At 53.0% G+C, this 24,163-nt stretch carries 23 protein-coding genes; 6 read left to right on the top strand and 17 right to left on the bottom strand.

The window, feature by feature from the left end; all coding sequences use genetic code 11:
• Positions 1 to 174: 174 nt before the first annotated feature.
• Positions 175 to 2,454, bottom strand: a complete 2,280-nt coding sequence (gene metE, locus EVX52_RS22500) for a 5-methyltetrahydropteroyltriglutamate--homocysteine S-methyltransferase (RefSeq protein ID WP_129992164.1) — start codon at positions 2,452 to 2,454, stop codon at positions 175 to 177.
• 104 nt (positions 2,455 to 2,558) lie between these two features.
• Here metE and metR point away from each other — a divergent pair, with 104 nt between their 5' ends.
• On the top strand, positions 2,559 to 3,494 hold the full coding sequence (metR, locus tag EVX52_RS22495; protein ID WP_129955172.1) for an HTH-type transcriptional regulator MetR: 936 nt from the start codon (positions 2,559 to 2,561) through the stop codon (positions 3,492 to 3,494).
• On the opposite strand, the gene EVX52_RS22490 is transcribed toward metR, so the two are convergent.
• Entirely contained in the window at positions 3,400 to 4,299 is a 900-nt protein-coding gene (locus EVX52_RS22490) for a carboxylate/amino acid/amine transporter (protein ID WP_129955173.1), read from the bottom strand. The two genes, metR and EVX52_RS22490, sit on opposite strands and share 95 nt — an antisense overlap.
• A gap of 213 nt (positions 4,300 to 4,512) precedes the next feature.
• Between EVX52_RS22490 and EVX52_RS22485 the strand changes: the two genes are divergently transcribed.
• On the top strand, positions 4,513 to 4,815 hold the full coding sequence (locus EVX52_RS22485) for a DUF2756 domain-containing protein (RefSeq protein ID WP_015699075.1): 303 nt from the start codon (positions 4,513 to 4,515) through the stop codon (positions 4,813 to 4,815).
• 56 nt (positions 4,816 to 4,871) lie between these two features.
• Here EVX52_RS22485 and ugpQ read toward each other — a convergent pair whose 3' ends face one another.
• The 5 genes from ugpQ to ugpB form a co-directional block, all read right to left on the bottom strand.
• The gene (ugpQ, locus tag EVX52_RS22480; RefSeq protein ID WP_129992163.1) at positions 4,872 to 5,612 is read right to left on the bottom strand and encodes a glycerophosphodiester phosphodiesterase; all 741 of its coding nucleotides are present in this window, start codon (positions 5,610 to 5,612) and stop codon (positions 4,872 to 4,874) included.
• 2 nt (positions 5,613 to 5,614) lie between these two features.
• Positions 5,615 to 6,688, bottom strand: coding sequence for a sn-glycerol-3-phosphate import ATP-binding protein UgpC (locus EVX52_RS22475; RefSeq protein WP_129992162.1), 1,074 nt, complete (start codon positions 6,686 to 6,688; stop codon positions 5,615 to 5,617).
• Between the two features lie 6 nt (positions 6,689 to 6,694).
• A complete protein-coding gene (gene ugpE, locus EVX52_RS22470; RefSeq protein ID WP_129955176.1) occupies positions 6,695 to 7,540 on the bottom strand; it encodes a sn-glycerol-3-phosphate ABC transporter permease UgpE in 846 nt (281 codons plus the stop codon).
• Positions 7,537 to 8,424 carry a sn-glycerol-3-phosphate ABC transporter permease UgpA gene (ugpA, locus tag EVX52_RS22465; RefSeq protein WP_129955177.1) on the bottom strand — a complete coding sequence of 296 codons (888 nt, stop codon included), beginning with the start codon at positions 8,422 to 8,424 and terminating at the stop codon, positions 7,537 to 7,539. Before ugpA ends, ugpE begins: the two co-directional genes overlap by 4 nt.
• Before the next feature lie 140 nt (positions 8,425 to 8,564).
• Complete coding sequence (gene ugpB, locus EVX52_RS22460) at positions 8,565 to 9,878, bottom strand: sn-glycerol-3-phosphate ABC transporter substrate-binding protein UgpB (protein ID WP_129955178.1); 1,314 nt, start codon at positions 9,876 to 9,878, stop codon at positions 8,565 to 8,567.
• Positions 9,879 to 10,183: 305 nt separating this feature from the next.
• Here ugpB and EVX52_RS22455 point away from each other — a divergent pair, with 305 nt between their 5' ends.
• Entirely contained in the window at positions 10,184 to 11,263 is a 1,080-nt protein-coding gene (locus EVX52_RS22455) for a hypothetical protein (RefSeq protein WP_129955179.1), read from the top strand.
• 59 nt (positions 11,264 to 11,322) lie between these two features.
• On the opposite strand, the gene EVX52_RS22450 is transcribed toward EVX52_RS22455, so the two are convergent.
• From EVX52_RS22450 to EVX52_RS22425, 6 genes are all read right to left on the bottom strand, one after another.
• The gene (locus EVX52_RS22450; RefSeq protein WP_129992161.1) at positions 11,323 to 12,510 is read right to left on the bottom strand and encodes a PLP-dependent aminotransferase family protein; all 1,188 of its coding nucleotides are present in this window, start codon (positions 12,508 to 12,510) and stop codon (positions 11,323 to 11,325) included.
• A gap of 131 nt (positions 12,511 to 12,641) precedes the next feature.
• A complete protein-coding gene (gene livF, locus EVX52_RS22445; protein WP_015699082.1) occupies positions 12,642 to 13,343 on the bottom strand; it encodes a high-affinity branched-chain amino acid ABC transporter ATP-binding protein LivF in 702 nt (233 codons plus the stop codon).
• Positions 13,344 to 13,370: 27 nt separating this feature from the next.
• Entirely contained in the window at positions 13,371 to 14,141 is a 771-nt protein-coding gene (gene livG / locus EVX52_RS22440) for a high-affinity branched-chain amino acid ABC transporter ATP-binding protein LivG (protein WP_013577465.1), read from the bottom strand.
• Positions 14,138 to 15,427: a high-affinity branched-chain amino acid ABC transporter permease LivM gene (locus tag EVX52_RS22435; RefSeq protein ID WP_129955181.1), complete on the bottom strand. Its 1,290-nt coding sequence runs from the start codon at positions 15,425 to 15,427 to the stop codon at positions 14,138 to 14,140. The genes livG and EVX52_RS22435 overlap by 4 nt, the downstream gene beginning before the upstream one ends.
• Entirely contained in the window at positions 15,424 to 16,350 is a 927-nt protein-coding gene (livH, locus tag EVX52_RS22430; protein WP_013577467.1) for a high-affinity branched-chain amino acid ABC transporter permease LivH, read from the bottom strand. The genes EVX52_RS22435 and livH overlap by 4 nt, the downstream gene beginning before the upstream one ends.
• A 232-nt stretch (positions 16,351 to 16,582) precedes the next feature.
• A complete protein-coding gene (locus tag EVX52_RS22425) occupies positions 16,583 to 17,695 on the bottom strand; it encodes a branched-chain amino acid ABC transporter substrate-binding protein (protein WP_129992160.1) in 1,113 nt (370 codons plus the stop codon).
• 403 nt (positions 17,696 to 18,098) lie between these two features.
• On the opposite strand from EVX52_RS22425, the gene panM reads away from it, so the two are divergent.
• Complete coding sequence (gene panM, locus EVX52_RS22420) at positions 18,099 to 18,479, top strand: aspartate 1-decarboxylase autocleavage activator PanM (RefSeq protein WP_129992159.1); 381 nt, start codon at positions 18,099 to 18,101, stop codon at positions 18,477 to 18,479.
• A gap of 79 nt (positions 18,480 to 18,558) precedes the next feature.
• Here the strand turns inward: panM and rpoH are convergent, their stop codons facing one another.
• From rpoH to ftsY, 4 genes are all read right to left on the bottom strand, one after another.
• Positions 18,559 to 19,416 (bottom strand): RNA polymerase sigma factor RpoH, encoded by an 858-nt coding sequence (gene rpoH / locus EVX52_RS22415; protein WP_015699086.1) that lies wholly within the window; start codon positions 19,414 to 19,416, stop codon positions 18,559 to 18,561.
• Between the two features lie 317 nt (positions 19,417 to 19,733).
• Positions 19,734 to 20,714, bottom strand: coding sequence for a permease-like cell division protein FtsX (ftsX, locus tag EVX52_RS22410; protein ID WP_129955184.1), 981 nt, complete (start codon positions 20,712 to 20,714; stop codon positions 19,734 to 19,736).
• Entirely contained in the window at positions 20,714 to 21,376 is a 663-nt protein-coding gene (gene ftsE, locus EVX52_RS22405; protein WP_013577472.1) for a cell division ATP-binding protein FtsE, read from the bottom strand. The genes ftsX and ftsE overlap by 1 nt, the downstream gene beginning before the upstream one ends.
• A 5-nt stretch (positions 21,377 to 21,381) precedes the next feature.
• Positions 21,382 to 22,845 (bottom strand): signal recognition particle-docking protein FtsY, encoded by a 1,464-nt coding sequence (ftsY, locus tag EVX52_RS22400; protein WP_129992158.1) that lies wholly within the window; start codon positions 22,843 to 22,845, stop codon positions 21,382 to 21,384.
• Between the two features lie 226 nt (positions 22,846 to 23,071).
• Here ftsY and rsmD point away from each other — a divergent pair, with 226 nt between their 5' ends.
• Both rsmD and EVX52_RS22390 read left to right on the top strand, forming a co-directional pair.
• Positions 23,072 to 23,683: a 16S rRNA (guanine(966)-N(2))-methyltransferase gene (rsmD, locus tag EVX52_RS22395; RefSeq protein ID WP_129992157.1), complete on the top strand. Its 612-nt coding sequence runs from the start codon at positions 23,072 to 23,074 to the stop codon at positions 23,681 to 23,683.
• Position 23,684: 1 nt separating this feature from the next.
• Positions 23,685 to 23,963 carry a DUF1145 family protein gene (locus EVX52_RS22390; protein WP_129955187.1) on the top strand — a complete coding sequence of 93 codons (279 nt, stop codon included), beginning with the start codon at positions 23,685 to 23,687 and terminating at the stop codon, positions 23,961 to 23,963.
• Positions 23,964 to 24,163 lie beyond the last annotated feature (200 nt).

Below are 24,163 nucleotides of genomic sequence, written 5' to 3'. Positions count from 1 at the left end.
CGGTATGCCGACGCAGAGCGCACGGTATTTTTCCTGAACCGGGGCATGGCTCAGCAACCCTTTTACCCCTGCGTGACTCAGCTAACAGGCCAAAGAAGACCCCCATAAAAAAGAGGCACCGGAGTGCCCCAAACGTTTCAGCAACACCACAACGTAAATCTAGTCAGCGTTCACTCAGACTTTCTCAGCACGCAGACGCTTGGCCGCTTTCACCATGTTTTCCAGCGACTCACGGGTTTCCGGCCAGCCACGGGTTTTCAGGCCGCAGTCCGGATTGACCCACAGGCGTTCGGCCGGAATACGGTCTGCAGCTTTACGCAGCAGATCTTCAATCCATTCAACGCTTGGTACGTTTGGCGAATGAATGTCGTAAACACCCGGCCCGATTTCATTCGGGTATTCGAAATCTTTAAACGACTCCAGTAAATCCATATCGGAGCGTGAGGTTTCGATTGTGATCACATCGGCATCCAGCGCGGCAATGGAATCCATGATGTCGTTGAACTCGCAATAACACATGTGGGTGTGGATCTGCGTGTCATCACTGGCAATCGCGGCATTCAGTTTGAACGCATCCACCGCCCAGCGCAGGTAGGCATTCCATTCAGACTGGCGCAATGGCAGGCCTTCACGCAGTGCCGGTTCGTCAATCTGGATGATGCCGATACCGGCCTTTTCCAGATCTTCCACTTCGTCGCGCAATGCCAGCGCGATTTGTTTGGCGATAGTTTCGCGGCTGACATCTTCACGCGGGAATGACCAGCAGAGAATGGTAATCGGGCCGGTCAGCATGCCTTTCACCGGTTTTTCGGTCAGAGACTGTGCGTACTTCGCCCACTCAACGGTGATCGCTTCCGGACGGCTGACGTCGCCGATAATGACCGGTGGTTTCACACAACGTGAGCCGTAGCTCTGTACCCAGCCGTTTTGCGTGAACACAAAACCGTCCAGGTGTTCGCCGAAGTATTCCACCATGTCATTACGTTCCGCTTCGCCGTGAACCAGTACGTCGATATCCAGACGCTCCTGTTCTTTGATGGCTTGCCGGATGTGCTCACTGATACCGGTACGATATTTGCTCTTATCAAGACGACCTTGTTTAAAGTCCAGGCGCAGACCACGGATTTCAGTGGTTTGCGGGAATGAACCGATGGTCGTCGTCGGCCATGCCGGCAGGTTGAAACGGGCACGCTGTGCTTTGGCACGTTCGGTATAAACCTGCTGACGTTCAATATCCGTAGCCGTGATTGCAGCCACACGTCTCCCCACAGCAGCGTTATTTACGCGGGCTGATTCGCGACGGGCACGGATTGGCGCACTGTATTCAGCCAGTTTCTGTTGTGCCTGCGCGGTGGGATTGTTCAGGGCAGATGTCAGCAATGCCAGTTCGGCACATTTTTGCAGGGCGAAGGCGAACCAGCTTTTCACTTCATCATCCAGACGGCTTTCAACGTTTAAGTCGATCGGGCTGTGCAGCAATGAACAGGAACTGCCAATCCAGACGTTACGGCCTTCAACCAGTGGCTTGAGACGGTCAAACCAGGTGCTGAGATCCGCCCGCCAGACGTTACGACCATTGATGACACCCAGAGAAATCAGCCACTCTTTTGGCAGCGCGTTGATGACGGTTTCCAGATCATCATGACCGGCAACGGCATCAATGTGCAGCCCCTGAACCGGCAGGGCCCGGAGGGTGTCGAGATTATGTCCGACGCTGTCGAAATAGGTGGTCAGCAGCAGTTTAATTTTATTCTGTTGCAGGGCGGTATAAGCCGGTTTGTAAGCATTTAGCCATTCCTGAGGCAGTTCCAGCACCAGAGCCGGTTCGTCAATCTGCACCCATTCGATGTCGCGTTTTGCCAGTTCAGCCAGCACCTGCTGATATACAGGCAGGATGTCGTTGAGCAGGGAAAGACGGTCAAACTGTTCGCCTTTCACTTTGCCGAGCCAGAGATAGGTCAGCGGGCCAAGCAGAACCGGTTTCACTTTGTGACCGAGCGCCAGCGCTTCATCCACTTCTTCCAGCAGTTGTGTCCAGGTCAGTTTGAATTTCTGACCTTTCACGAACTCCGGCACCATATAGTGGTAGTTGGTGTTAAACCATTTGGTCATTTCCGCTGCGGCAGCCGGTTTACCGGTCGGTGCACGGCCGCGGCCAAGACGGAATAAAGTGTCGAGGTCAACAGAGCCGTCGTCATTCTGGTGACGTGCAGGCACGTTACCCAGCAGCAGACTGGTGGTCAGTACGTGATCGTACCAGGCAAAATCGCCCACCGGGACCCAATCCACGCCGGCTTCAGCTTGTTGTTTCCAGTGACGGGCTCGCAATTCGCGACCGGTTGCCAGCAATTCTTCCTGCGTGGCATTACCCGCCCAGTAGCTTTCTTGTGCTTTTTTAAGTTCACGACGCAGACCAACGCGTGGAAAACCCAGAGTGTGATTCAGTATCGTCATCTTTTTAAGTCCTGTTTAGCCATCCAGATGTTTACACATCCATAATCCGCAGGTAGTGTATATTCCACAAGCGCAAATTATTCATGACAAAGTGAAGGACACTCATGATCGAACTGAAACACCTGCGAACGTTGCAAGCACTGCGCAACACCGGGTCACTGGCCGCAGCCGCTTCGCAGCTTCATCAGACCCAATCGGCCCTGTCGCACCAGTTCAGTGACCTTGAGCAACGCCTCGGTTTCAGATTGTTCGTGCGAAAAAGTCAGCCCCTGCGTTTTACCCCGCAGGGTGAAATCATGCTCAATCTGGCAGAACAGGTGCTGCCGCAAATTCAGCAGGCATTGCAGGCATGTAATGAGCCACATCAGACTTCGCTGCGTATCGCGATTGAATGTCACAGCTGTATTCAGTGGTTAACGCCCGCACTGGATAATTTCCATCAGAACTGGCCACAAGTAGTAATGGATTTCAAATCCGGCGTGACATTCGACCCGCAGCCCGCACTGCAACAGGGCGAGCTGGACATCGTATTAACCTCCGACATCCTGCCGCGTAGCGGTTTGCACTATTCTCCGATGTTTGATTTTGAAGTGCGTCTGGTGCTGGCACCGGATCATCCGCTGGCAGGCAAAGCGGTCATCACGCCGGAAGATCTGAGCACTGAAACGCTGATGATTTATCCGGTGCAACGCCAGCGTCTGGATATCTGGCGACATTTCCTGCAACCGGCAGGTATCAGCCCGTCACTGAAAAGTGTCGATAACACATTGTTATTGATTCAGATGGTGTCGGCGAGGATGGGGATTGCAGCGTTACCGCACTGGGTAGTGGAGAGTTTTGAGCGCCAGGGTCTGGTTGTGACCAAAACCCTGGGCGAAGGCTTATGGAGCCGTCTGTACGCCGCCGTGCGTGACGGCGAACAGCGTCAGCCTGTGACGGAAGCGTTTATTCGTTCGGCCCGGCAGCACGCGTGCGATCATCTGCCGTTTGTTCGCGACGCGGCACGACCCAACGCCGGTGTACCCACAGTGAGGACATAATCACAGCGGCACCTGTGATAAAACTCGGCCAGTGCGGCTGCTGTTGCCAGATTGCCAGGTTAACCAGCAGCCCTGCCGGGACGTGAAAGTTGTTCATAATCCCAAGCGTTCCCGCATCAACCTGCGTTGCCCCGTAGTTCCACATAAAGTATCCCAGCCCGGAAGCCCCGATCCCCAGCCACACCAGAATCCCCCATTGCAGATGGGTGGTCGGCAGTTTTTGCGGATTCCCCCACAGGAACCACGCCACCACTGCGCAAAGCAACGCCCCCAGATAGAACCAGGAAAACGCCGTATGTTGCGGCACCGGACGGGTTTCCATCAGACGCTTGTACCCCACCTGCCCGATGGCAAAACAGATATTCGCCGCCTGCACCAGCAGCAAACCGATGATGAAATGTTCGCTGATATGGTCGTAACGGATAATCGCTGCACCGGCCACCGCCAGCAGTGCGCTGAGCGCATAGCCCATGCGGATTTTCCGTCCGCTGATCAGGTCATAAATCAGCGTGACATACAGCGGCGTCATTACCGTAAACAACAGGAATTCCGGTACCGACAGATACAGGTAGGCCTCAAAACTGATGAGATACATGATACCGAGCTGCATCGCCCCTACCGCCATATACAGCAAAATGGTGGTGAGCTGATGGCCTTTCCAGCGCAGGAAAGGCAGAAAAACCAGCGCCGCCAGCCCTAAACGGACTAATACGGAAAACACGCTGTCGACCTGTCCGGCCAGATACACGCCAATCAGGCTGAAGGAAAAGGCCCACAAAATGGTGGTAATGATGAGTAAAGGCACGGCAGCTACGCCCTGTTTGTCAGAGAAAAAGGGAAAGATGCACGATTGTAACGGAATGGGGGAAACCGCGAAGTACGAAGATGGTTTACGTATGTTTAATTATTGAGCAAACGAGAGCCGTACCACGCTTTGAGGGAATCGTGCGCTCAAATCACACGCCTGCCGCCGGGATGGCATACACTTAACCTATGACCGGAAATGGAGGATGACCTGATGAAATGTTTGTATGGAATGCTTGCCGCGCTGCCATTGCTGTTTGCCGTTCAGACCGCCAGCGCCGCCGAAAAGGTGCCGAATCCTAACGATCCGCTGCTGACCAATCCGTCGCAACAACGCATGCAGCAGCAACAGCAAAACAATCAGCAGATGCAGAAACGCCAGCAGGAGCAGGATTTACGTAACAGCCAGCAGCAACAGCAACTCAAGTTGAAATCGCAAATCCAGAGCAATCAGCAACGGTTGCAGATCCAGCAGAATAATCAGACGCTGAATCAGAAATTGAACCAGACGCCTTAACCCGCAGTTCAGGCGTGGTGAACACCACGCCTGATGCCGGATTTTAACACCAGGTTCTAGGCAAAATCGGGCCCGATCACATCAATCTTATCCGTACAGATACAGTCCACGCCCCAGCGCAGTAATTCGCGGGCGCGTTCCGGGCTATTCACCGTGTACACCAGAATACGCAACCCGGCGTCTTTAATCGCTCTGACGCGTTCTTCGTTCAGTAATTTATGGTTAAGATGCAGGGAAACGCACTCCAGTTCACCGGTCAGTGCTTTCCAGTTTTCGTGCCATTCGTCGATCAGTAAGCCGCGAGGCAATTCCGGTGCGGCTTTTTTGGCAGCCACCAGCGCGTCGAATTCAAACGAGGAAAGCAGCGGCGGAACGGCCTGATCTTTCCACAATTCACGGGCAGCCAGCGCGATGTCAGTGCCGGTTTTCTCATCAGTTCCGGTGGTCGGTTTGATCTCGATATTTACCATCATATGATGGTATGCGCAGCGTTCGGCTACCTGCGCCAGCAGCGGCAATTTCTCGCCTTTAAATGTGGCGCTGTACCAGTCACCCGCATCAAGCTGGGCCAGTTTTTCCCACGGCAAATCCCCCGCAACACCCCAGCCGTTGCTGGTACGTTGCAGCGTATCGTCATGCAGCAGGAAGATCTCTCCACCCTGCGCCAGTTTGGCGTCAAATTCGATCATGGTGTGACCGTATTTTGCGCCTGTGTCGATGGCTGCCAGCGTATTTTCCGGCGCCAGTGCGCCACCACCGCGGTGTGCCACAATACGTGGATAGGGCCAGGCTTTCATGTTCATTCCATCCGTAATCCGCTGTGAGTATCGAAAAAGTGTAACGCTTTCGCCGGGAAATCCAAGCGCAACAGCGATCCGGCTGTCGGGAACACTTCATGCGACAAACGGACAACAACGCCGCTGCCCGCCAGCTTGCCGTGCGCCAGATTATCCGCGCCCAGCAGTTCCAGCGTATTCAGCACCATCGGGATCCCCTTCTGAGTATCATCAGTCAGATGAATATGTTCAGGACGGATGCCCACCGTCAGTTCACGGCCGCCCCATTCAGGGCGCGGAACCGGCAGCGGCAATTCAAATCCGCCTTCCATTACCAGCGATAATCCATCCGTAGTCAGCTGGCCCGGTAATAAATTCATGGCTGGCGAACCGATAAAACTGGCGACAAACAGACTTGCCGGTCGGCGGTAAACTTCGGAGGGTGTACCGATTTGTTCGGCAATGCCTTTGTTCATCACGATCACACGCTCAGCCAGCGTCATGGCTTCGACCTGATCGTGCGTGACATACAAACTGGTGGTGCGCAGACGGCGGTGAAGCTGTTGCAGTTCGAGGCGCATCTGCACCCGCAGTTTGGCATCGAGGTTGGACAGCGGTTCGTCGAACAGGAATACCGCCGGTTCACGCACGATAGCGCGGCCCATCGCCACACGCTGACGCTGGCCACCGGAAAGCTCACGCGGTTTGCGTTTGAGCAGCGGGCCGAGTTCCAGGATACGCGCCGCCTCTTCGACGCGGTCGAGGATCTGCGCCTTGCCGAAGCCACGAATTTTCAGGCCATATGCCATGTTGTCGAACACGGTCATGTGCGGATACAGCGCGTAGTTCTGAAATACCATCGCGATGCCGCGGTCTTTCGGTTCCAGTTCGGTGACGCGCTGGTCGTTGATATAAATATCACCGGAGGTGGTGCGCTCCAGCCCGGCAACCATACGCAGCAGGGTGGATTTTCCGCAGCCGGAAGGACCGACCATCACGATGAATTCGCCGTCAGCGACGTCCAGGTCAATGCTCTGGATAATCTGGTTTTTGCCGTCGTAGGATTTGGTCACTGCCTGTAATTTCAAATTTGCCATTTCAGTTTACTTCTCACTGTCTACCAGGCCGCGCACAAACCAGCGCTGCATCAGGAGCACCACCGCCAGCGGTGGCAATAAGGTCAGGATCATGGCCGCCATCACCTGATTCCATTGGGTCGAGCCGTCGCCGGAAGAAATCATGCTTTTAATCCCCGCCACCGCCGTGCCCATCGAGGCATCATTGGTGATCAGGATCGGCCATAAATACTGGTTCCAGCCATAGATGAAGGTGATGACGAACAGCGCTGCAAGGTTGGTTTTTGACAGCGGCAAAACGATGTCCCAGAAGAAGCGCATCGCGCCAGCACCGTCGATACGCGCCGCTTCCAGCAGCTCATCCGGCAAGGTCATAAAGAACTGACGGAACAGGAAGGTCGCGGTCGCAGACGCCATCATCGGCAACGTCAGTCCGGTGTAGCTGTCGAGCATATGCAGATTGGCGATCACCTGCACGGTCGGGAAAATACGCACTTCCACCGGCAACATCAGCGTCATAAAAATCAGCCAGAAGAACAGATTACGCAGCGGAAAACGAAAATAGACAATCGCGTAGGCCGACAACATGGATACCGAAATCTTACCGATGGTGATCACCATCGCCATGATGAAGCTGTTGAACAGCATCCGCCCGAATGCCGGACTGCTGTTGCCCGCGCCCTGCGTCCAGATGATGCTGATGTTTTCCCATAAATGCGTGCCTGGGATCAGCGTCATCGGCACGTCAAAAATTTGTTTGTTATCCAGAGATGCCGCCACAAACGCGACATACAGCGGAAAGAGGATCACCAGCACGCCGAGCAGCAGCATGATGTGGCTGAAAATATCCAGCCCTCTGCGGTTTTCAATCATTGGTAACGCACCTTACGCTCGACAAAGCGGAACTGAATGAACGTCAGGCCGCAAACCAGCAACATCAGAATCACGGACTGCGCGGCAGAACTGGACAAGTCCAGACCGGAGAAACCTTCGCGATACACTTTGTAAATCAGGGTAGTTGTCGCCTGTACCGGGCCACCGGCCGTCGCGGCATCAATCACCGGGAAGGTATCAAAGAAGGCGTAGACCAGATTGACCACCAGCAGGAAGAAACTGACCGGCGAAATCAGCGGCAACACCAAATGGAAGAACCGGCGAACCGGACCCGCACCATCGATAGCCGCCGCCTCCACCAGAGATTTGGGGATCGACTGCAATGCCGCCAGGAAGAACAGGAAGTTGTAACTGATTTGCTTCCAGACCGATGCCAGCACCACCAGAAACATCGCCTGACCGCTGTTTTGCGCGTGGTTCCAGTTATAGCCCATCGAGCCTAAGAAATGGGTGATCAGACCGAGGCCGGGGCTGAACAGGAACATCCACAATACGGCGGCCACGGCAGGCGCAACGGCGTATGGCAGGATCATCAGCGTCTGATAAATCCGGCTGCCGCGTACAACGTGATCGACCAGCGCCGCGAAAAACAGCGAAACGGCCAGCCCGATAAACGCCACCATAAAGCTGAATTTCAACGTGGTATAAAACGAATCGAGATAGTACGGGTCCTGAAACAGCTGTATGAAGTTAGTCAGACCGGCAAACGTACTGGATAAGCCGAACGGATCCAGCGTCTGAACCGAATACCACAGCGCCTGACCTGCAGGCCACAGGAAAAATATCGCGGTGATCAGCAGCTGTGGCAATACCAGCGCGTAGGGCAGCCAGCTGCAACCAAAACCGGGACGGTGTGAACTCATGATGGTGTACTCGTTGATGCGATGGCGGGTTTAGCTCCTCCCCCTGCGAAGGGGAGGTTGGGAGAGGGTTTTGCAAACGACTAAGCTGTCTTTAATACCCCACCAACCCTCCCCTTCGCTGGGGAGGGAGCAAAACTGGATTACTTAGTAGAAGCTTCGAAGCGACGGAGTAACAAATTCCCGCGCTGTACCGCAGTATCTAATGCTTCTTTGGCAGTTTTCTTACCACTCCATACGCTTTCCAGTTCTTCATCCACGATGGTGCGGATCTGAGGCATGTTGCCCAGACGCAGACCCTTGGTGAACGGCAATGGCGGCTTGTTCAGCATCTGGCGGGTAGCAACGTCAGAACCCGGGTTCTTGTCGTAGAAGCCCTCTTTTTTGGTCAGTTCATACGCGGCGGTGGTCACCGGCAGATAACCGGTTTTCTGATGCCATTCGGCAGCAATTTCAGGTGTGGTCAGGAATTGCAGGAATTCGGCAACGCCTTTGTAGGTATTTTTGTCTTTGCCGTTCATTACCCACAGGCTTGCACCACCGATGATGGCGTTTTGTGGGGCGCCTTTGATGTCTGCGTCGTAAGGCATCATGCCTACGCCATAGCTGAATTTAGAATACTGACGGATGTCAGCCAGGGAACCGGAAGAGGCGGTGGTCATTGCGCAATCGCCGTTATAGAACTTGGCGGTGGATTCATCCTTACGACCAAAATAGGTGAAATCACCTTTTTTGTTCATGTCTTCCAGCATCTGAATATGTTTGATTTGCTCTGGTTTGTTGAATTCCAAAACAGCATCCGTGCCATCGAAGCCATTATTTTTGGTAGCGATCGGCAGACCATGCCAGGCGCTGAAGTTCTCGATTTGGATCCAACCCTGCCAGCCACTGGCGTAGCCACATTTCATGCCAGCTTCACGTAATTTCTCGGTGTACACCGCCATATCCTGCCAGGTTTTTGGCGGCTGATCCGGATTAAGACCGGCTTTCTTAAAAGCGTCTTTGTTGTAATACAGCACCGGCGTGGAGCTGTTGAAAGGCTGGGACAGCAGGCGGCCTTTGGAATCGGAGTAATAACCCGAAACAGTCGGCACAAACTGGGAAACGTCTTCTTTAATCCCTGCATCACTGAACACTTCGTAAACCGGTTTGATGGCTTTGCTGGCCATCATGGTCGCGGTGCCCACTTCGTAAACCTGCAGAATCGCAGGCGCATTACCGGTTCGGTACGCTGCAATCCCAGCCGCCAGGCTTTCGTCGTATTTGCCTTTATAGACAGGCACAATTTTGACATCAGGGTGCGTCTGGTTAAAACGGTCGGCCAGCGAGTTCACTTCTTTGCCTAACTCGCCATCCATAGAGTGCCAGAAAGGAATTTCTGTCACAGCAAAAGCATTGGCGCTGAAAGCCAGCGCCAGCGCGGTGCCAATGACCGTTTTTTTGAGGTTGATGAACATGCCTGTCTCCTGAATTCTGCTGGTGTAGAACAAGTGCAGAGAAATAATGGATATTAAGAAACGTTTTTATTCGGGAGCTAACATGACATGGAAAAATGACAGAAAAACATAAAATCAATGACAGTAATATGACAGCGATGTTAAATAAAGCTTTGTAGGGCATTGCTTAATTCATAATGAATTCGACTTGAACAGCCACTAAAATTATCATGCACTCAGAAAAATCTACCACCCACCTCATTTACAACCCCTTAAATAACATACAAATACAAGGTGAAATTAAGAAAAATGGAAGATAAGAACATATGCCAGATAAAATATGGACGATAGAGGAATTTAAAAAGCAATCCAATCTGGGATTGTTTCACAGAAGGGCCAATGTTTATCTGGCTCATATTGATACGCTCTTACAACATTACAAAATCATTACGTTAGAAACGCCCGATTTAGAAGCCAATCTGCTGCTAATGATTTGTGATGCCTGTCAGAAATATTATCACCGTAAGCCTGCAAACCATCGCGCTGCGGCGGTCATGATACTTCATGATCAGGCTCTTAAACGCGCTAAGGCCCTCACTCTTCAACTCGTGACCGGCGATAGCTCAGGCCACGGACTTCGGGGTTGGGCTAAAGTCAGGGCGGCAGTAAAACCTTTTGTGGTGGGAATAACGGGCAAAACACATCACCGTTTACATCAAGATTACTGGCAGGAAGCATTAATACCCGGCCATTTTCCTTTAGCAAGGGCCATTGCTTATAGTAAAGACCCGTTATCAATCTGGAAGACGTCCTCAAGCCCATTGAGTTTTTTGGACTGGCTGCGTGAATTTTATATTCCGGATATGTTTGATAATAAAAAGGGAGAAGAATTACTACGCAGACTGCAAATGGGCGTCACTTATTTAGACAGCGCACAGCGTGAAGATAAAAAAATTTATATCAACAATGGCATCATTTATAATTCACGCGGTGAACGGTTTCACACGGGTAATATGAGCACCAATACTGCTGGCGAGGGATGGGCCATATTTGTGATGGCGCCCAATAATAGCCTTTACGCTAACGATCATAGGGTGGATATTTTCCACCACTCGAGCTTCCTGAGCGGCGCGCCAGTACAGGCTGCCGGTGAAATAGCGGTAAATAATGGAATTTTGGTCGGGATTACTTGTAAAAGCGGCCATTACCGCCCGAATGCGGCCAGTTTTGTGCGCATTTTATTCTGGCTAAAGCAGCATGGTGCCCTGCTCCAGGGTGTTGCTGCCTGTCCGGTCATTAGCGATCATATTCAGGAATTTTTTGACGCGGAAGAAGTGCTGTTAAATGGCGGGAAAAAGGGAACGAAAAATATAAAACCGTGTAAAGTTTATCCATCCGACATGTAATGCCTGCCGGCAGGTACCGGGCACAAAAAGGTACCTGCTGACAGACAAGCGAAGGAAAATTACAATGCGCGTTTGAGGCGGGCAACCGCCTCATGCATTTGCTCTTCAGTCGCGGTAGCGAACGACAAACGGAACGTCGAGTGATCCGGGTTATCGGCATAGAAGAATTCGCCCGGTACAAATACCACACCCTGCGCCAGCGTCTTTTTCATCCAGTCAGCACAATTACGCGGTTCGCGGAAGCGTGCCCACAGGAACATGCCGCCTTTCGGATATTCAAACGTCAGTACGTCTCCCAGTTCGCGTTCCAGCAGTTCGGCCATAACCTGACATTTCTTTTTATAGGCCGTACGGATGGTTTCGATCTGCTTCGGCAGACGGCCCAGGCCGAGATAATATTCGGCAATCGTCTGCGACAACGCGCTGGCATGCAGATCCGCCGCCTGCTTGATGATGGCAACTTTGTGCAGTAGCCAGTCGGGCATAATGACCCAGCCCAGACGCAGGCCCGGTGCCAGGATTTTAGAAAATGTCGAAGTGTAGATGATGTTATCCGCGTTACCGTACAGCGCCTTCGACAGCTCGAAAAGCGTCGGCTGGCGTTCTTCAGTGAAACGCAGTTCGCCGTACGGGTCATCTTCCACAATCAGAAATTCGTGCTGTGCCGCCAGTTTTACCAGCTGTTCGCGACGGGCACGACTCAGGGTCACGCCGCTCGGGTTACCGAATGTCGGGACAAGATATACACCTTTGATTTTCTGCGTCTTCAGCAGTTGTGCCAGCTCATCAACAATCATGCCATCGCCGTCAGAACCGACGGATAACAGTCTGGCCTCCGCCAGTTCCAGCGTCTGTAAGGCTGCCAGATAGGTCGGGCGCTCGACCACGAAAACGTCATCCGGGTTTACCACGGCGCGCATCACCAGATCCAGCGCCTGCTGGGAGCCGGCAGTGACCACAATATCATCCGGACTGGCCACCACACCGCGTTCCTGACAAAGCTCGGCAATACGCTCACGCAGCGTATAACTGCCTTCAGTCAGCCCATACTGAAAAGCATGCTCCGGCTGTTCAGTGATGGCCAGTTGCGTCGCCTCACGCAGACCGTCGAAATCAAAAAGCGCCGAAGAAGGAATACCACCCGCCAGCGAAATAACGCCTTCCATCTTGCTGTGTTTCAGCAATTCCCGGATGGCCGAACTTTTAAGCCTGACCATACGGGCGGCGAGTAAACCTTCTGTGTTCATGACATGTTCCTGATGGTATGCAAAGTTATACGAATGTAAGAGATGTTAATTTATAGACAAAATAAAAACCGCAAAGCGCTTGCCGTGCGGTTTGTCAGATTTAACACAGTTTTTTAAAATCCGAAGCCAGTTTATGCACCGAGATAAGCCGCACGCACTGCTTCGTTCGCCAGCAATGCCGCACCGGTGTCTTCCAGCACCACATGACCGTTTTCCAGCACATAGCCGCGATCGGCCAGTTTCAGCGCCTGATTGGCGTTTTGCTCAACCAGGAAGATGGTCATGCCTTCTTCGCGCAACTGCTGGATAGTGTCGAAAATCTGCTGGATGATGATAGGTGCCAGCCCCAGCGACGGTTCATCGAGCAACAGCAAGCGTGGCTGACTCATCAGCGCACGGCCAATCGCCAGCATCTGTTGCTCACCGCCGGACATGGTGCCTGAACGCTGCACACGACGCTCTTTCAGGCGCGGGAACAACGTAAACACACGCTCCAGCCGCTCCTGATACTGATCGCGTGTGGCAAAGAAACCGCCCATCGCCAGGTTTTCTTCCACCGTCATACGGGAGAATACGCGGCGACCTTCCGGCACAATCGCGATATCGCCGCGCATGATTTTGGCGGTCTGCCACTGTGTGATGTCTTTCCCTTCGAAAATAATCGAGCCGTTCGTCGCACGCGGTTCGCCACATAAACTGCCGAGCAGCGTGGTTTTACCGGCACCGTTTGCGCCGATCAGCGTGACGATTTCCCCTTTATTAATGTTCAGGCTGACTTCATGCAGCGCCTGAATTTTGCCGTAATGGGCGGATACCTGATTAAATGACAACATCTTGTTCTGTCCCTTAGACTTCGCCCATTAACCTTCGCCTAAATAGGCGCGGATCACGTCAGGATTATTACGAATTTCAGCCGGTGTGCCTTGCGCCAGCGGCGTTCCCTGATTCACCACGTAGATGCGGTCAGAAATGCCCATGACCAGTTTCATGTCGTGCTCAATCAGCAGCACCGACACGTTGTGCTGGTTACGCAGTTCAGCAATCAGCTGGTTCAGCTCTTCAGTTTCACGCGGGTTCAGGCCGGCAGCCGGTTCGTCGAGCATCAGGATTTCCGGACGCGTTACCATGCAGCGGACAATTTCCAGCCGGCGTTGCTGGCCGTAAGCCAGATTACCCGCCTGGCGGTTTGCCAGTTCGAGCAATCCGACGCGCTCCAGCCAGTCAGCAGCACGATCCAGTGCATCGGCTTCAGCACGGCGAAAACCCGGCGTTTTGAACAGGCCAGCCAGTACACCGCTTTTCAGGTGCTGATGCTGGGCGACCAGCAGGTTTTCGATCACGGTCATTTCACGGAACAGGCGTACGTGCTGGAAAGTTCGCACCACGCCCATGCGGGCAATTTTCTGCCCCGGCAATCCTTCAAGATGTTGATCACGTAACTTAATGGTGCCGCCGCTTGGTTTATAGAAACCGGTCAGGCAGTTAAATACCGTGGTTTTACCGGCACCGTTGGGGCCGATCAGGGAAACAATTTCACCCTGATTAAGGTTCAGCGCCACGTTGTTGACCGCCAGCAGGCCGCCAAAACGCATCATCAGCCCTTCAACCGCTAACAGAGGTTGCGTACTCATGCCTTTTCCCCCTGATCCGCGATTTGTTGCTTAGACAGTTTCAGTTTCAGTTGCGGTCGCTTCATCGGCAGCAAGCCCTGCGGACGCCAGATCATCATCAGCACCATCAACGCACCGAGCAGTAACATGCTGTATTCATTGAGATCACGCATCAGCTCACGGGATACCACCAGCAGAATCGCCGCCAGGATAACCGCAAACTGCGAGCCCATCCCGCCGAGCACCACGATAGCCAGCACGAACGCAGATTCCGCAAAAGTGAAGGATTCCGGGCTGACAAAGCCCTGACGTGCCGCAAACAGCGTACCGGCAAAACCGGCAAACGCAGCGCTGATGGTGAATGCGGTCAGTTTGATGCGGGTCGGGTTCAGGCCCAGTGAGCGGCAGGCAATTTCATCTTCACGCAGTGCTTCCCATGCACGACCCAGCGGCATACGCAGCAAACGGTTGATGATGAACAAGGTTGCGATCACCAGCAGCAGCGCCACCATGTACAGGAAGATGATGCGATCACTCGGGTCATACGTGACATGAAAGAAGTTACTGAAGGTATCCCAGCCGCCGTCGCGCGGCGTACGGCTGAATTCCAGCCCGAACAGCGTCGGTTTAGGGATCTGGCTGATGCCGTTCGGCCCGCCGGTCAGTTCGGTATTATTGAGCAGCAGGATACGGACAATTTCGCCGAAACCCAACGTGACGATCGCCAGATAGTCACCGCGCAGCCGCAAAACCGGGAATCCGAGCAGGAAACCGAATGCCGCAGACACCAGACCGGCCAGCGGTAAGGCTTCCCAGAAACCGATGCCATAATAATGGTTGAGCAATGCGTACGTGTAAGCACCAATGGCGTAAAAGCCGCCGTAGCCCAGCACCAGCAGACCGGACAGCCCGACCACAACATTGAGACCGAGGCCCAGCATAATGTAGATCAGGGTCAGCGTGGCGATATCCACGGTGCCGCGCGAGACGATAAACGGCCAGGCGATAGCGGCGATAATCAGCACCAGCGCCAGCAGTTTTTGTTTTGGCGTTGAGCCATCAAAGCTTGGCAAAACCCAGCCCGGACCCGAGACTTTTTTCAGGCTGCTACTGACCATCGGGCGGAACAACTGGAACACGAAGACGATCACACAACCGATGGCAATCCACGTCCAGCGCACTTCACCGGCCCCGTTGACCACCAGTTTTGTGCCGTCGAGACTCAGTTGCAATCCCATAATGAACGCCGCCAGCACCAGCAGGACGAATGCCGAGACCAGCGCATTTAACAGATTCAGGCGCTTCATACTTTCTCAACCTCCGGGCGACCAAGAATACCGGTCGGCAGCACCAGCAACACCACGATCAGCAGCGCGAAGGAGACCACGTCTTTGTATTCAGTGCTCAGATACGCCGAGGTCAGCGCTTCGGCCACGCCTAAAATCAGGCCGCCGATCATCGCGCCCGGAATACTGCCGATCCCTCCCAGCACCGCTGCGGTGAAGGCTTTCATCCCGGCCATAAAGCCAATATACGGATTAATGACACCGTAAAACTGACCGAGCAGAACGCCCGCCACGGCCGCCATTAATGCACCAATGACGAAGGTCAGCGAAATTACGCGGTCCGTGCTGATGCCCAGCAGGCTGGCCATTTTGAGATCTTCTGCGCAGGCACGGCAGGCGCGGCCCATGCGTGAATAACGGATGAACAACGTCAACGCCAGCATCGCAACAAACGTGACGACCCAGATAATCAGCTGCATGGTGCTGATGGTCGCCGCAAAGCCGTTGGTCTCTCCCAGTTTCCACTGGCCGGTAACCAGACTCGGTAAGGCAAGATCGCGTGAGCCCTGGGTCAGGCTGACGTAGTTTTGCAGAAAAATAGACATCCCGATGGCAGAAATCAGTGCAATCAGACGCTTGGAGTTACGCACCGGCTTATATGCCACGCGTTCAATACTCCAGCCATACGCACTGGAAATTACAATCGCCGCGATGAAACCGGCACCGATCAGCAACCAGCTGGCATCGATACCCATCATCATCAGGGCAGCGATAACGATAAAGGAGACATAACTGCCGATCATATACACCTCGCCGTGGGCGAAGTTAATCATGCCGATAATGCCGTAAACCATGGTGTAACCAATGGCAATCAGCGCATAAGTGCTGCCCAACGTGACACCGTTGAACATCTGCTGAATGAAATAGAGGAACTGCTCTGACATACCCTATCCTTATTAATCAAGGGTTTGATAACTTGTGCTGAGACTGCAACCCGGCGCCTCTTATAACAATAGACGCCGGGCAGAGTAATGCGCTGTTCTGAAACATAATGCCCAAAATCATTCGTGTTGCATCAAGGCGGCAACTGAATGAATCCCCGGGAGCTTACACAGGTAAGTGACCGGGGTGAATGAAGGCGGCCAACGCAGAGGCGGCGCGAAGGATGCCGGGCATTTATTTGATTGGGGTAGACGTGCCGTCTTTATGCCACTCGAAGATACCGAATTCGAATCCTTTCAGGTCACCTTTATCATCCCAGCTCAGCGGGCCCATCACGGTATCCACTGACGCTGATTTCAGATTTTTGGCGATAACAGCCGGTTCCATGCTGCCACTACGTTCCATACCGGTCGTCAGCGCCTGCAATGCGGCGTAAGTCGTCCAGACGAACGGACCGGTTGGATCCAGTTTCTTGGCTTTCAGCGCATCAACGATTGGCTGGTTGGCTGGAACCTGGTCATAGCGTTTTGGCAATGTCACCAGCATGCCTTCAGAGGCATCACCCGCAATGTTAGACAGTGAAGAGTTGCCTACGCCTTCCGGGCCCATAAATTTCGCTGCCAGACCGGCTTGTTTTGACTGACGCAGGATCTGACCCATTTCCGGGTAATAACCGCCGAAATAAACGAAATCGACGTTTTCTTTTTTCAGACGCGCCACCAGTGTGGAGAAATCTTTGTCGCCTGCGGTTACGCCTTCAAAAAGAACAACGTTACCGCCACCTTTTTTCAGCGCATCCTGTACGGAACGGGCCAGACCTTCGCCGTATTGCTGTTTATCATGCACAACAGCGATGCGTTTTGGTTTGATGGTATCGAGGATATATTTCGCTGCGGTCGGACCCTGATCGGAATCCAGACCGGTGGTGCGCATCACCATTTTATATCCACGGGTGGTCAGGTCAGCGTTGGTCGCCGCCGGAGTGATCATCAGCACGCCTTCATCTTCATAGATGTCCGAGGCAGGCTGAGTGGAAGAAGAACACAGGTGGCCGATAACATAACGGATACCGTCGTTAATCACTTTGTTGGCCACGGCAACAGCTTGTTTAGGGTCACAGGCATCGTCATATTCCACGCCGACCAGTTTATCGCCCTTCACTCCGCCTTTGGCGTTGATGTCAGCGATCGCCTGTTTTGCCCCCGTAAATTCCATGTCACCGTACTGGGCAACCGGACCTGACATAGCACCCACGATGGCAACTTTGATGTCTTTTGCGAACGCCGCCTGACTCATTGCTAATGCGATACACCCTGCCAGCCAGATCTTACCCTTTGTTACTTTCATCCGATTACCCCGTTCATGTGTGTGTTGTGGTTTGCTCTTTGTTGCCTGTTCAAAACATCATCACTTAGGAAATTTAGTATAAGTAATAACGAGTTACCGGCTTATTTCGTCTTATTTTCGAATAAGACTTTATAATTCATAACATTAAACAGGAATTTTCTTCTGCAAATCAAATGGCACAATCAGAAATATGAGGTGTAAACAGAATTTTATTTGGATGGAAAATCGGTTCCGTTTCAGACAATCAGTCGTTAACGCTGGCATTATTGATTAAAGCCAACATTTATCGCTTATACTCGGATCTCTAAAAAAGTTTTCACGCTGTTACTGTACAAAAAAAGTTACGCCCGATTTTTAGAAGGATCCGCTACACTGGCGTTCCCATTTTCTGACCTTCCGCATCATGAAATTAACTATCCAAAAACTGACGTCACTCAGCGCGCAGGACCTGATCGATCTGGCCAAAATCTGGCCGGCGCAAACTGAAAGTGACTGGCAAGCCAGCCTGCAAAATAACCGTGCGCTGTTCGCGGCCGTGTTTAATGAACGCATTCTGGGCGCAGTCAAAATCACGCTCAACGGCAATCAGGGTGAACTTCACGATCTGTTGGTACGGGACGTCACCCGCCGTCGTGGTGTCGGGTTGTATCTGATGGAGGACTTACAGGCGCAATTGCCACAGGTGAGGAGCTGGACGATGAAGGCTGATAATGACGCCGTTACCGCTGCCTTTATGCAGGCATGTGGTTTTGTGCGGGAAGAAGACGTCTGGAAAAAAACCTGAAGCACGGTGCGCTATCGCTGAATTTGAGGCATAAAAAAAGCGACCCGGAGGTCGCTTTTTTCGTTTTGCGCTACGTTGATCAGGCTTCGATCGCCATACGTAATTTCTTCATCGCGTTCTTTTCAAGCTGACGAACACGTTCTGCGGAAACACCGTATTTGTCGGCCAGTTCCTGCAGCGTCGATTTGTTATCGTCGTCTAACCAACGTGCACGGATGATATCCTGGCTGCGTTCGTCAAGACCTTCCATCGCATAGGAAAGTTTGTCGGTCGCGTCCTGATCCCAGTTATCTTCTTCGATGGTTTCTGCAAAGTCAGAACTCTTATCTTGCAGATAGAGCATCGGTGCCATCGCTGCGCCGTCACGTGGTTCATCATCCGGCGTCGGGTCAAACGTCATGTCCTGTGCGGCCATGCGTGATTCCATCTCCAGCACATCTTTACTGGTCACACCCAGTTCGCGGGCGACGTGCTCGACTTCGTCGTGACTGAACCAGCCCAGACGTTGTTTGTTTTTACGCAGGTTGAAGAAGAGCTTACGCTGCGCTTTAGTGGTTGCGACTTTCACGATGCGCCAGTTACGCAGCACATATTCGTGAATTTCCGCTTTGATCCAATGCACGGCAAAGGATACCAGACGCACACCGACTTCCGGATTAAAGCGACGTACCGCTTTCATCAGGCCAATGTTACCTTCCTGGATAAGGTCTGCCTGTGGCAAACCGTAGCCTGAATAGTTGCGGGCAATGTGAGCAACAAAGCGCAGGTGAGACAGGATCAGCTCTTTCGCTGCTTCCAGATCACCGTTGTAATGCAGCCGTTCAGCCAGCGCCCGCTCTTCCTCTGCGGTGAGCATAGGATAGGCATTGGCGGCCCGAACATAGGCTTCCAGGCTACCTTGGGGTACTAATGCTAAAGTGCGCATTTCTTTGGTCATTAAAGCCTCTCATGTATGACGTAATGCAGGTTTTATACCACGTTGCTGCGGGATGATACCGCGACATTGCTGGCCTTAAAGGCGACAACAAAGCAACGCCGAGCCCTTCATATTCGCTGCTCTACGACCACGAATTTTACATAAAGTTCACGGACAGATTCAACAGTCTAAAGACTGTAAGTGACAGACTGACTATTGGATAGTGAATTTGTGCCATTGCAGGGGAAGCAGGAAAATGATGTGGCTGACTGGCCTGAAACCGCTTCCCCCTGATACACAATGACTGAGCAGCAGGGGGACATTATAGCAAATTCTGACTACTGTGGTGTAAATCGCCGTAAATGTTGAACCGTCGCCAGCCAGGCGGCAATCCAGCCAATCATCGCGGAAACGATCAGCAGCAGCAAGCTTTCATCCCAGCCCAGACCGTGCAGGTCAAAGGTCGTGCCGAAGACTTGCGCAACCTGCGTCACCACGCTCTCAAGACGCAGTACCAGGACTTCCGAGAGGATCAGTGACAACAACGCGCCGGTGAAACCAAGCATCGCACCACCGTTGAGGAATGGTCGCAAAATGAAGCCATCGGTCGCACCGATAAGCTTCATGACGTTGATGGTGTCGCGCCGGCTGAAGATACTCAGTCGCACACTGTTACCAATGACGAGGAAGACCGCAATCACCATCAGGATGCCGATCATCGCCGCAATCTGTCCGACCAGACCGGTCAGCGCCGCGAGCCGGGCAAACCAGCTGTCATCCATACGCACTTCATCCACGCCATGCACAGCCGCCACGCGGTCGCGCAAGGTGTTGAGTGTTGCGGCGTCCTGGAAATTCATTTTAGGCGTGATGATAGCCACGGCCGGCAACGGGTTTTGCTCCAGCATATCCATAGCGCCGCCAAAGCCTGACCAGTTGCGGAATTCACCCATCGCTTCTTCGCGGGACAGATAGTTAACTTTATCCACCCCTGCTTCCGTTTTCAGGGTTTTCACCACGTTTTCTGCGGCATCATCATCCAGTGCTTTATCAAGATACACCGTCAGTTGTGGCGTCGGATACCACTGCTCTGCGGCCGTACTGACGTTCTTCCATACCAGATAACAGACACTCGGCAGCGTCAGGGAAATAGCGATCACCATCACCGTAAGCAGCGTTGCCAGCGGCTGACGCAACATGTCAGCCAGCGCATTCATCCACGCATAGCGCCACTGCTCGCGCCAGCCTCCCTGTAATGCTTTGCTTTTCGCAGCACGGGCGCTTTTTGCGGTTTTCGCCGGGTTCGGACTGTTTGCCATTAGTACACCCCTCCCGACATCCGCCCCTGACTCAGCGTCAGCGTGCGGTAATTACGACGGGCAATCAGACCCACATCATGCGTCGCCATCAACACGGTGACACCAACACGGTTAAATTCTTCGAATAAGCGCAAAATACCTTCTGATAGTTCACCGTCAAGGTTACCGGTCGGCTCATCCGCCAGCAGCACTGCAGGTTTGTTGACCACTGCGCGGGCAATACCCACACGCTGTTGTTCACCACCGGAAAGCTGGATCGGCAGGTTCTTCGCTTTATCCAGTAATCCGACTTTATCCAGTGCGGCCGACACGCGGCGACGAATATCTTCACTGCTGGCCCCGGAGATGATCAGCGGCATCGCCACATTGTCATAGACCGTACGGTCCATCAGCAAATGGTGATCCTGAAAAATCATGCCGATCTGGCGACGCAGAAACGGCACTTCACTGGATTTCAGGCGGCTGATGTCATGACCGCCAAACAAAATATGTCCGGCACTCGGTCGCTCAATACCGCAAATCAGCTTCAGCAGGGTACTTTTACCCGCGCCAGAGTGTCCGGTCAGAAATGCCATTTCCGCTTGCTGGATGTGAAAGTTGACGCCCTGAAGCGCCTGTCGTCCGCCCAGATAAGCTTTACTGACCTGTTCAAAGCGAATCATCCGTATTAATCCTCTCGGGCAAAAAGTGCCTCAATAAAATCGTCTGCCTTAAAAGGCCTTAAATCTTCGATACCTTCACCGACACCAATGTAGCGGATCGGAATGCTGAACTGATCAGCGATGGCAAAGATCACGCCGCCTTTTGCGGTGCCATCCAGTTTAGTCAGCGTTATTCCGGTCAGTCCGACGGCTTCGTTGAATAATTTGGCCTGACTGACCGCGTTCTGGCCGGTGCTGGCGTCGAGCGTCAGCATAACTTCATGCGGTGCATCTTCGTCGAGTTTCTTCATCACCCGGACGATTTTCTTCAGTTCTTCCATCAGGTGCGCTTTGTTTTGCAAACGGCCTGCGGTATCGGCGATCAGTACGTCGATATTGCGGGCTTTCGCCGCCTGAATGGCATCGAAAATGACGGAGGCGGAATCGGCACCGGTATGCTGCGCAATCACCGGGATCTTGTTACGCTGACCCCAGACTTGCAACTGCTCAACAGCCGCCGCACGGAAGGTATCGCCTGCCGCCAGCATCACAGATTTACCCTGTGCTTCAAACTGGCGCGCCATTTTACCGATGGTGGTGGTTTTACCGACACCGTTCACACCCACCATCAGAATGACATACGGGGTTTTGCCGCTGACATCCAGTGGCTCGTCAACTTTTGCCAGTATTTCGGACATTTCTTCCTTCAGCTTGCCGTACAGCGCATCGGCGTCTTTCAGTTGCTTACGCGAGGCATGTTCAGTCAGTGAAGTGATGATTTTACGGGTAGTTTCGACGCCAACGTCGGCAATCAGCAGCTGTTCTTCCAGCTCCTCAAACAGATCGTCATCGATTTTCTTACCACGGAACAGGCTGACAAAACCGGAGCCCAGATTCTGCTTCGTTTTGACCAGGCTGCGTTTAAGACGGGCGAAGAAACCTTCTTTAGTCGGGCGTTCCTGTTCAGTTTCACCGGCAGGCAGGACGACGATAGGATCCAGCGCCACAGGCAGCGGTTCGTCTACCGCCGCGTTATCGTCAACAGAATCAAGGGTATCCTGACGCTGGTCTTCCGCAATCTCTTCTGCCGATTCAACAAACTCATCTTCAATGACTTTTTCTTCAACAACCTCAGGCTGCGCGGCAACCTGTTCGGTGATGTGAACAATTTCTTGTGCCAGTTCAGCCGAGGCCTGTTCGCGAACCGGTTCCGGTTCAGCTTCCGGCTCTGTCAGCGGCTCAGGCTCAATTTCAGGTTCCGGTTCGATTTCCGGCGCGGGTCCGACTTCCGGTTCTGGTTCAACAACTGGCTCACGTTCAACCGGAACACCCGGTTCTTCAGCAACGGCTGACTCTTCATGCTCAGGCACGGACGCCGGTTGTTCTTCGACAACGGACTGTGCGTCGCGTGTTTCTTCCTTCTGCTGCTCTTCTTCCTGACGGCCACGACCGAACCAGGAGAAGAAACCGCGTTTTTTATCTTTTGCCATTTTACAACGTCACTCCTCGCCGTTAATGACTGGCGAACGGATTATTAATAGGGTTATGGTCAGGCAGTCTATCACTTTCCCCTGCAGGCAACACGCCCGCGTATTGAATTCCGCTGGTTTTTCAATCGACAATGTTAAACATTTGCCCATTGCCCGCACACCGGTAGAATAGCCCTCCAAACGATAAGTAACGAAGCCTGACGGCTTTGGATGACACAAGCGAACTATGGCAAAAAAACCCAACACGCCCGCCGCAGGCCAGATCCGAATTATTGGCGGACAATGGCGCGGACGCAAACTTCCGGTTCCCCACAGCCCGGGGTTGCGACCGACCACCGATCGCGTACGTGAAACGCTGTTCAACTGGCTGGCGCCGGTTTTGCAGGGTGCGCATTGTCTGGACTGCTTTGCAGGCAGTGGCGCACTCGGTCTGGAGGCCTTGTCCCGCTATGCGGCCAGCGCAACACTGCTGGAGTTTGAACGCCCGGTTGCACAACAGTTAGAGAAAAACCTGGCGCTGCTAAACGCCGGTGATGCGAAAGTATTTAACGTCAATACATTGAACTGGCTGGCAAAAGCCGGAAATGCTTTTGACGTGGTTTTCCTCGATCCGCCTTTCCGCAAAGGCATTCTGCAAGACACCCTGAACCTGCTGGAGCACAACCAGTGGCTGGCTGACGAAGCCTGGATTTATGTCGAAACAGAAGCCGAACATGACACTCTGGATGTGCCTGCCAGTTGGCGGTTACACCGTGAGAAAGTCGCCGGACAAGTTGCTTATCGCCTCTACCATCGCGATGTGACGCCTGAAACCGGCTCACCAGAACAGGAGCAGTAAGATGTTGATCAATATTGGTCGGTTGTTGATGTTATGTATTTGGGTGTTTCTGGCGTTTAACCTGATCCACCCGTTCCCGAAGCCGATCAAATACTTTCTGGACGTGGCGATTGTGTTCATGTTCTTCATGCATGGTTTGCAGGTAATGCTGCTTAAAGCCACGCAGGGCAAGGAAAAAGACACCATCGGCCCGTGGCTGCAAACCCGCATCTTCCTGTTCGGCGTCTTCGAACTGATGGCGTGGCAGAAAAAACAGCCGCCGCTGCCAGCTAAAAAGTAATCCCCGCTTTTACGGCGCGCCCTGCGCCGTAAATTCCTCTCATCCTGAACCCACATGCATCAGACCTGCCGTTACGGGGATTTCTGATTGTCGCCGCCATGCTCTCTCTCCTACACTGAAAGCAAGTCCGGGAAAACAGGATGTGTTTTTCTGAAGGCAGACCCTGACATCGGTTTTTATGTTCTGTGCTGAAATATAAA

The organism is Rahnella sp. CFA14(1/10), assembly GCF_004195095.1.
GTDB lineage: Bacteria > Pseudomonadota > Gammaproteobacteria > Enterobacterales > Enterobacteriaceae > Rahnella > Rahnella perminowiae.
The sequence above is the reverse complement of the archived record's forward strand: the minus strand, read 5'-3'. Positions and strand labels throughout refer to the sequence as shown.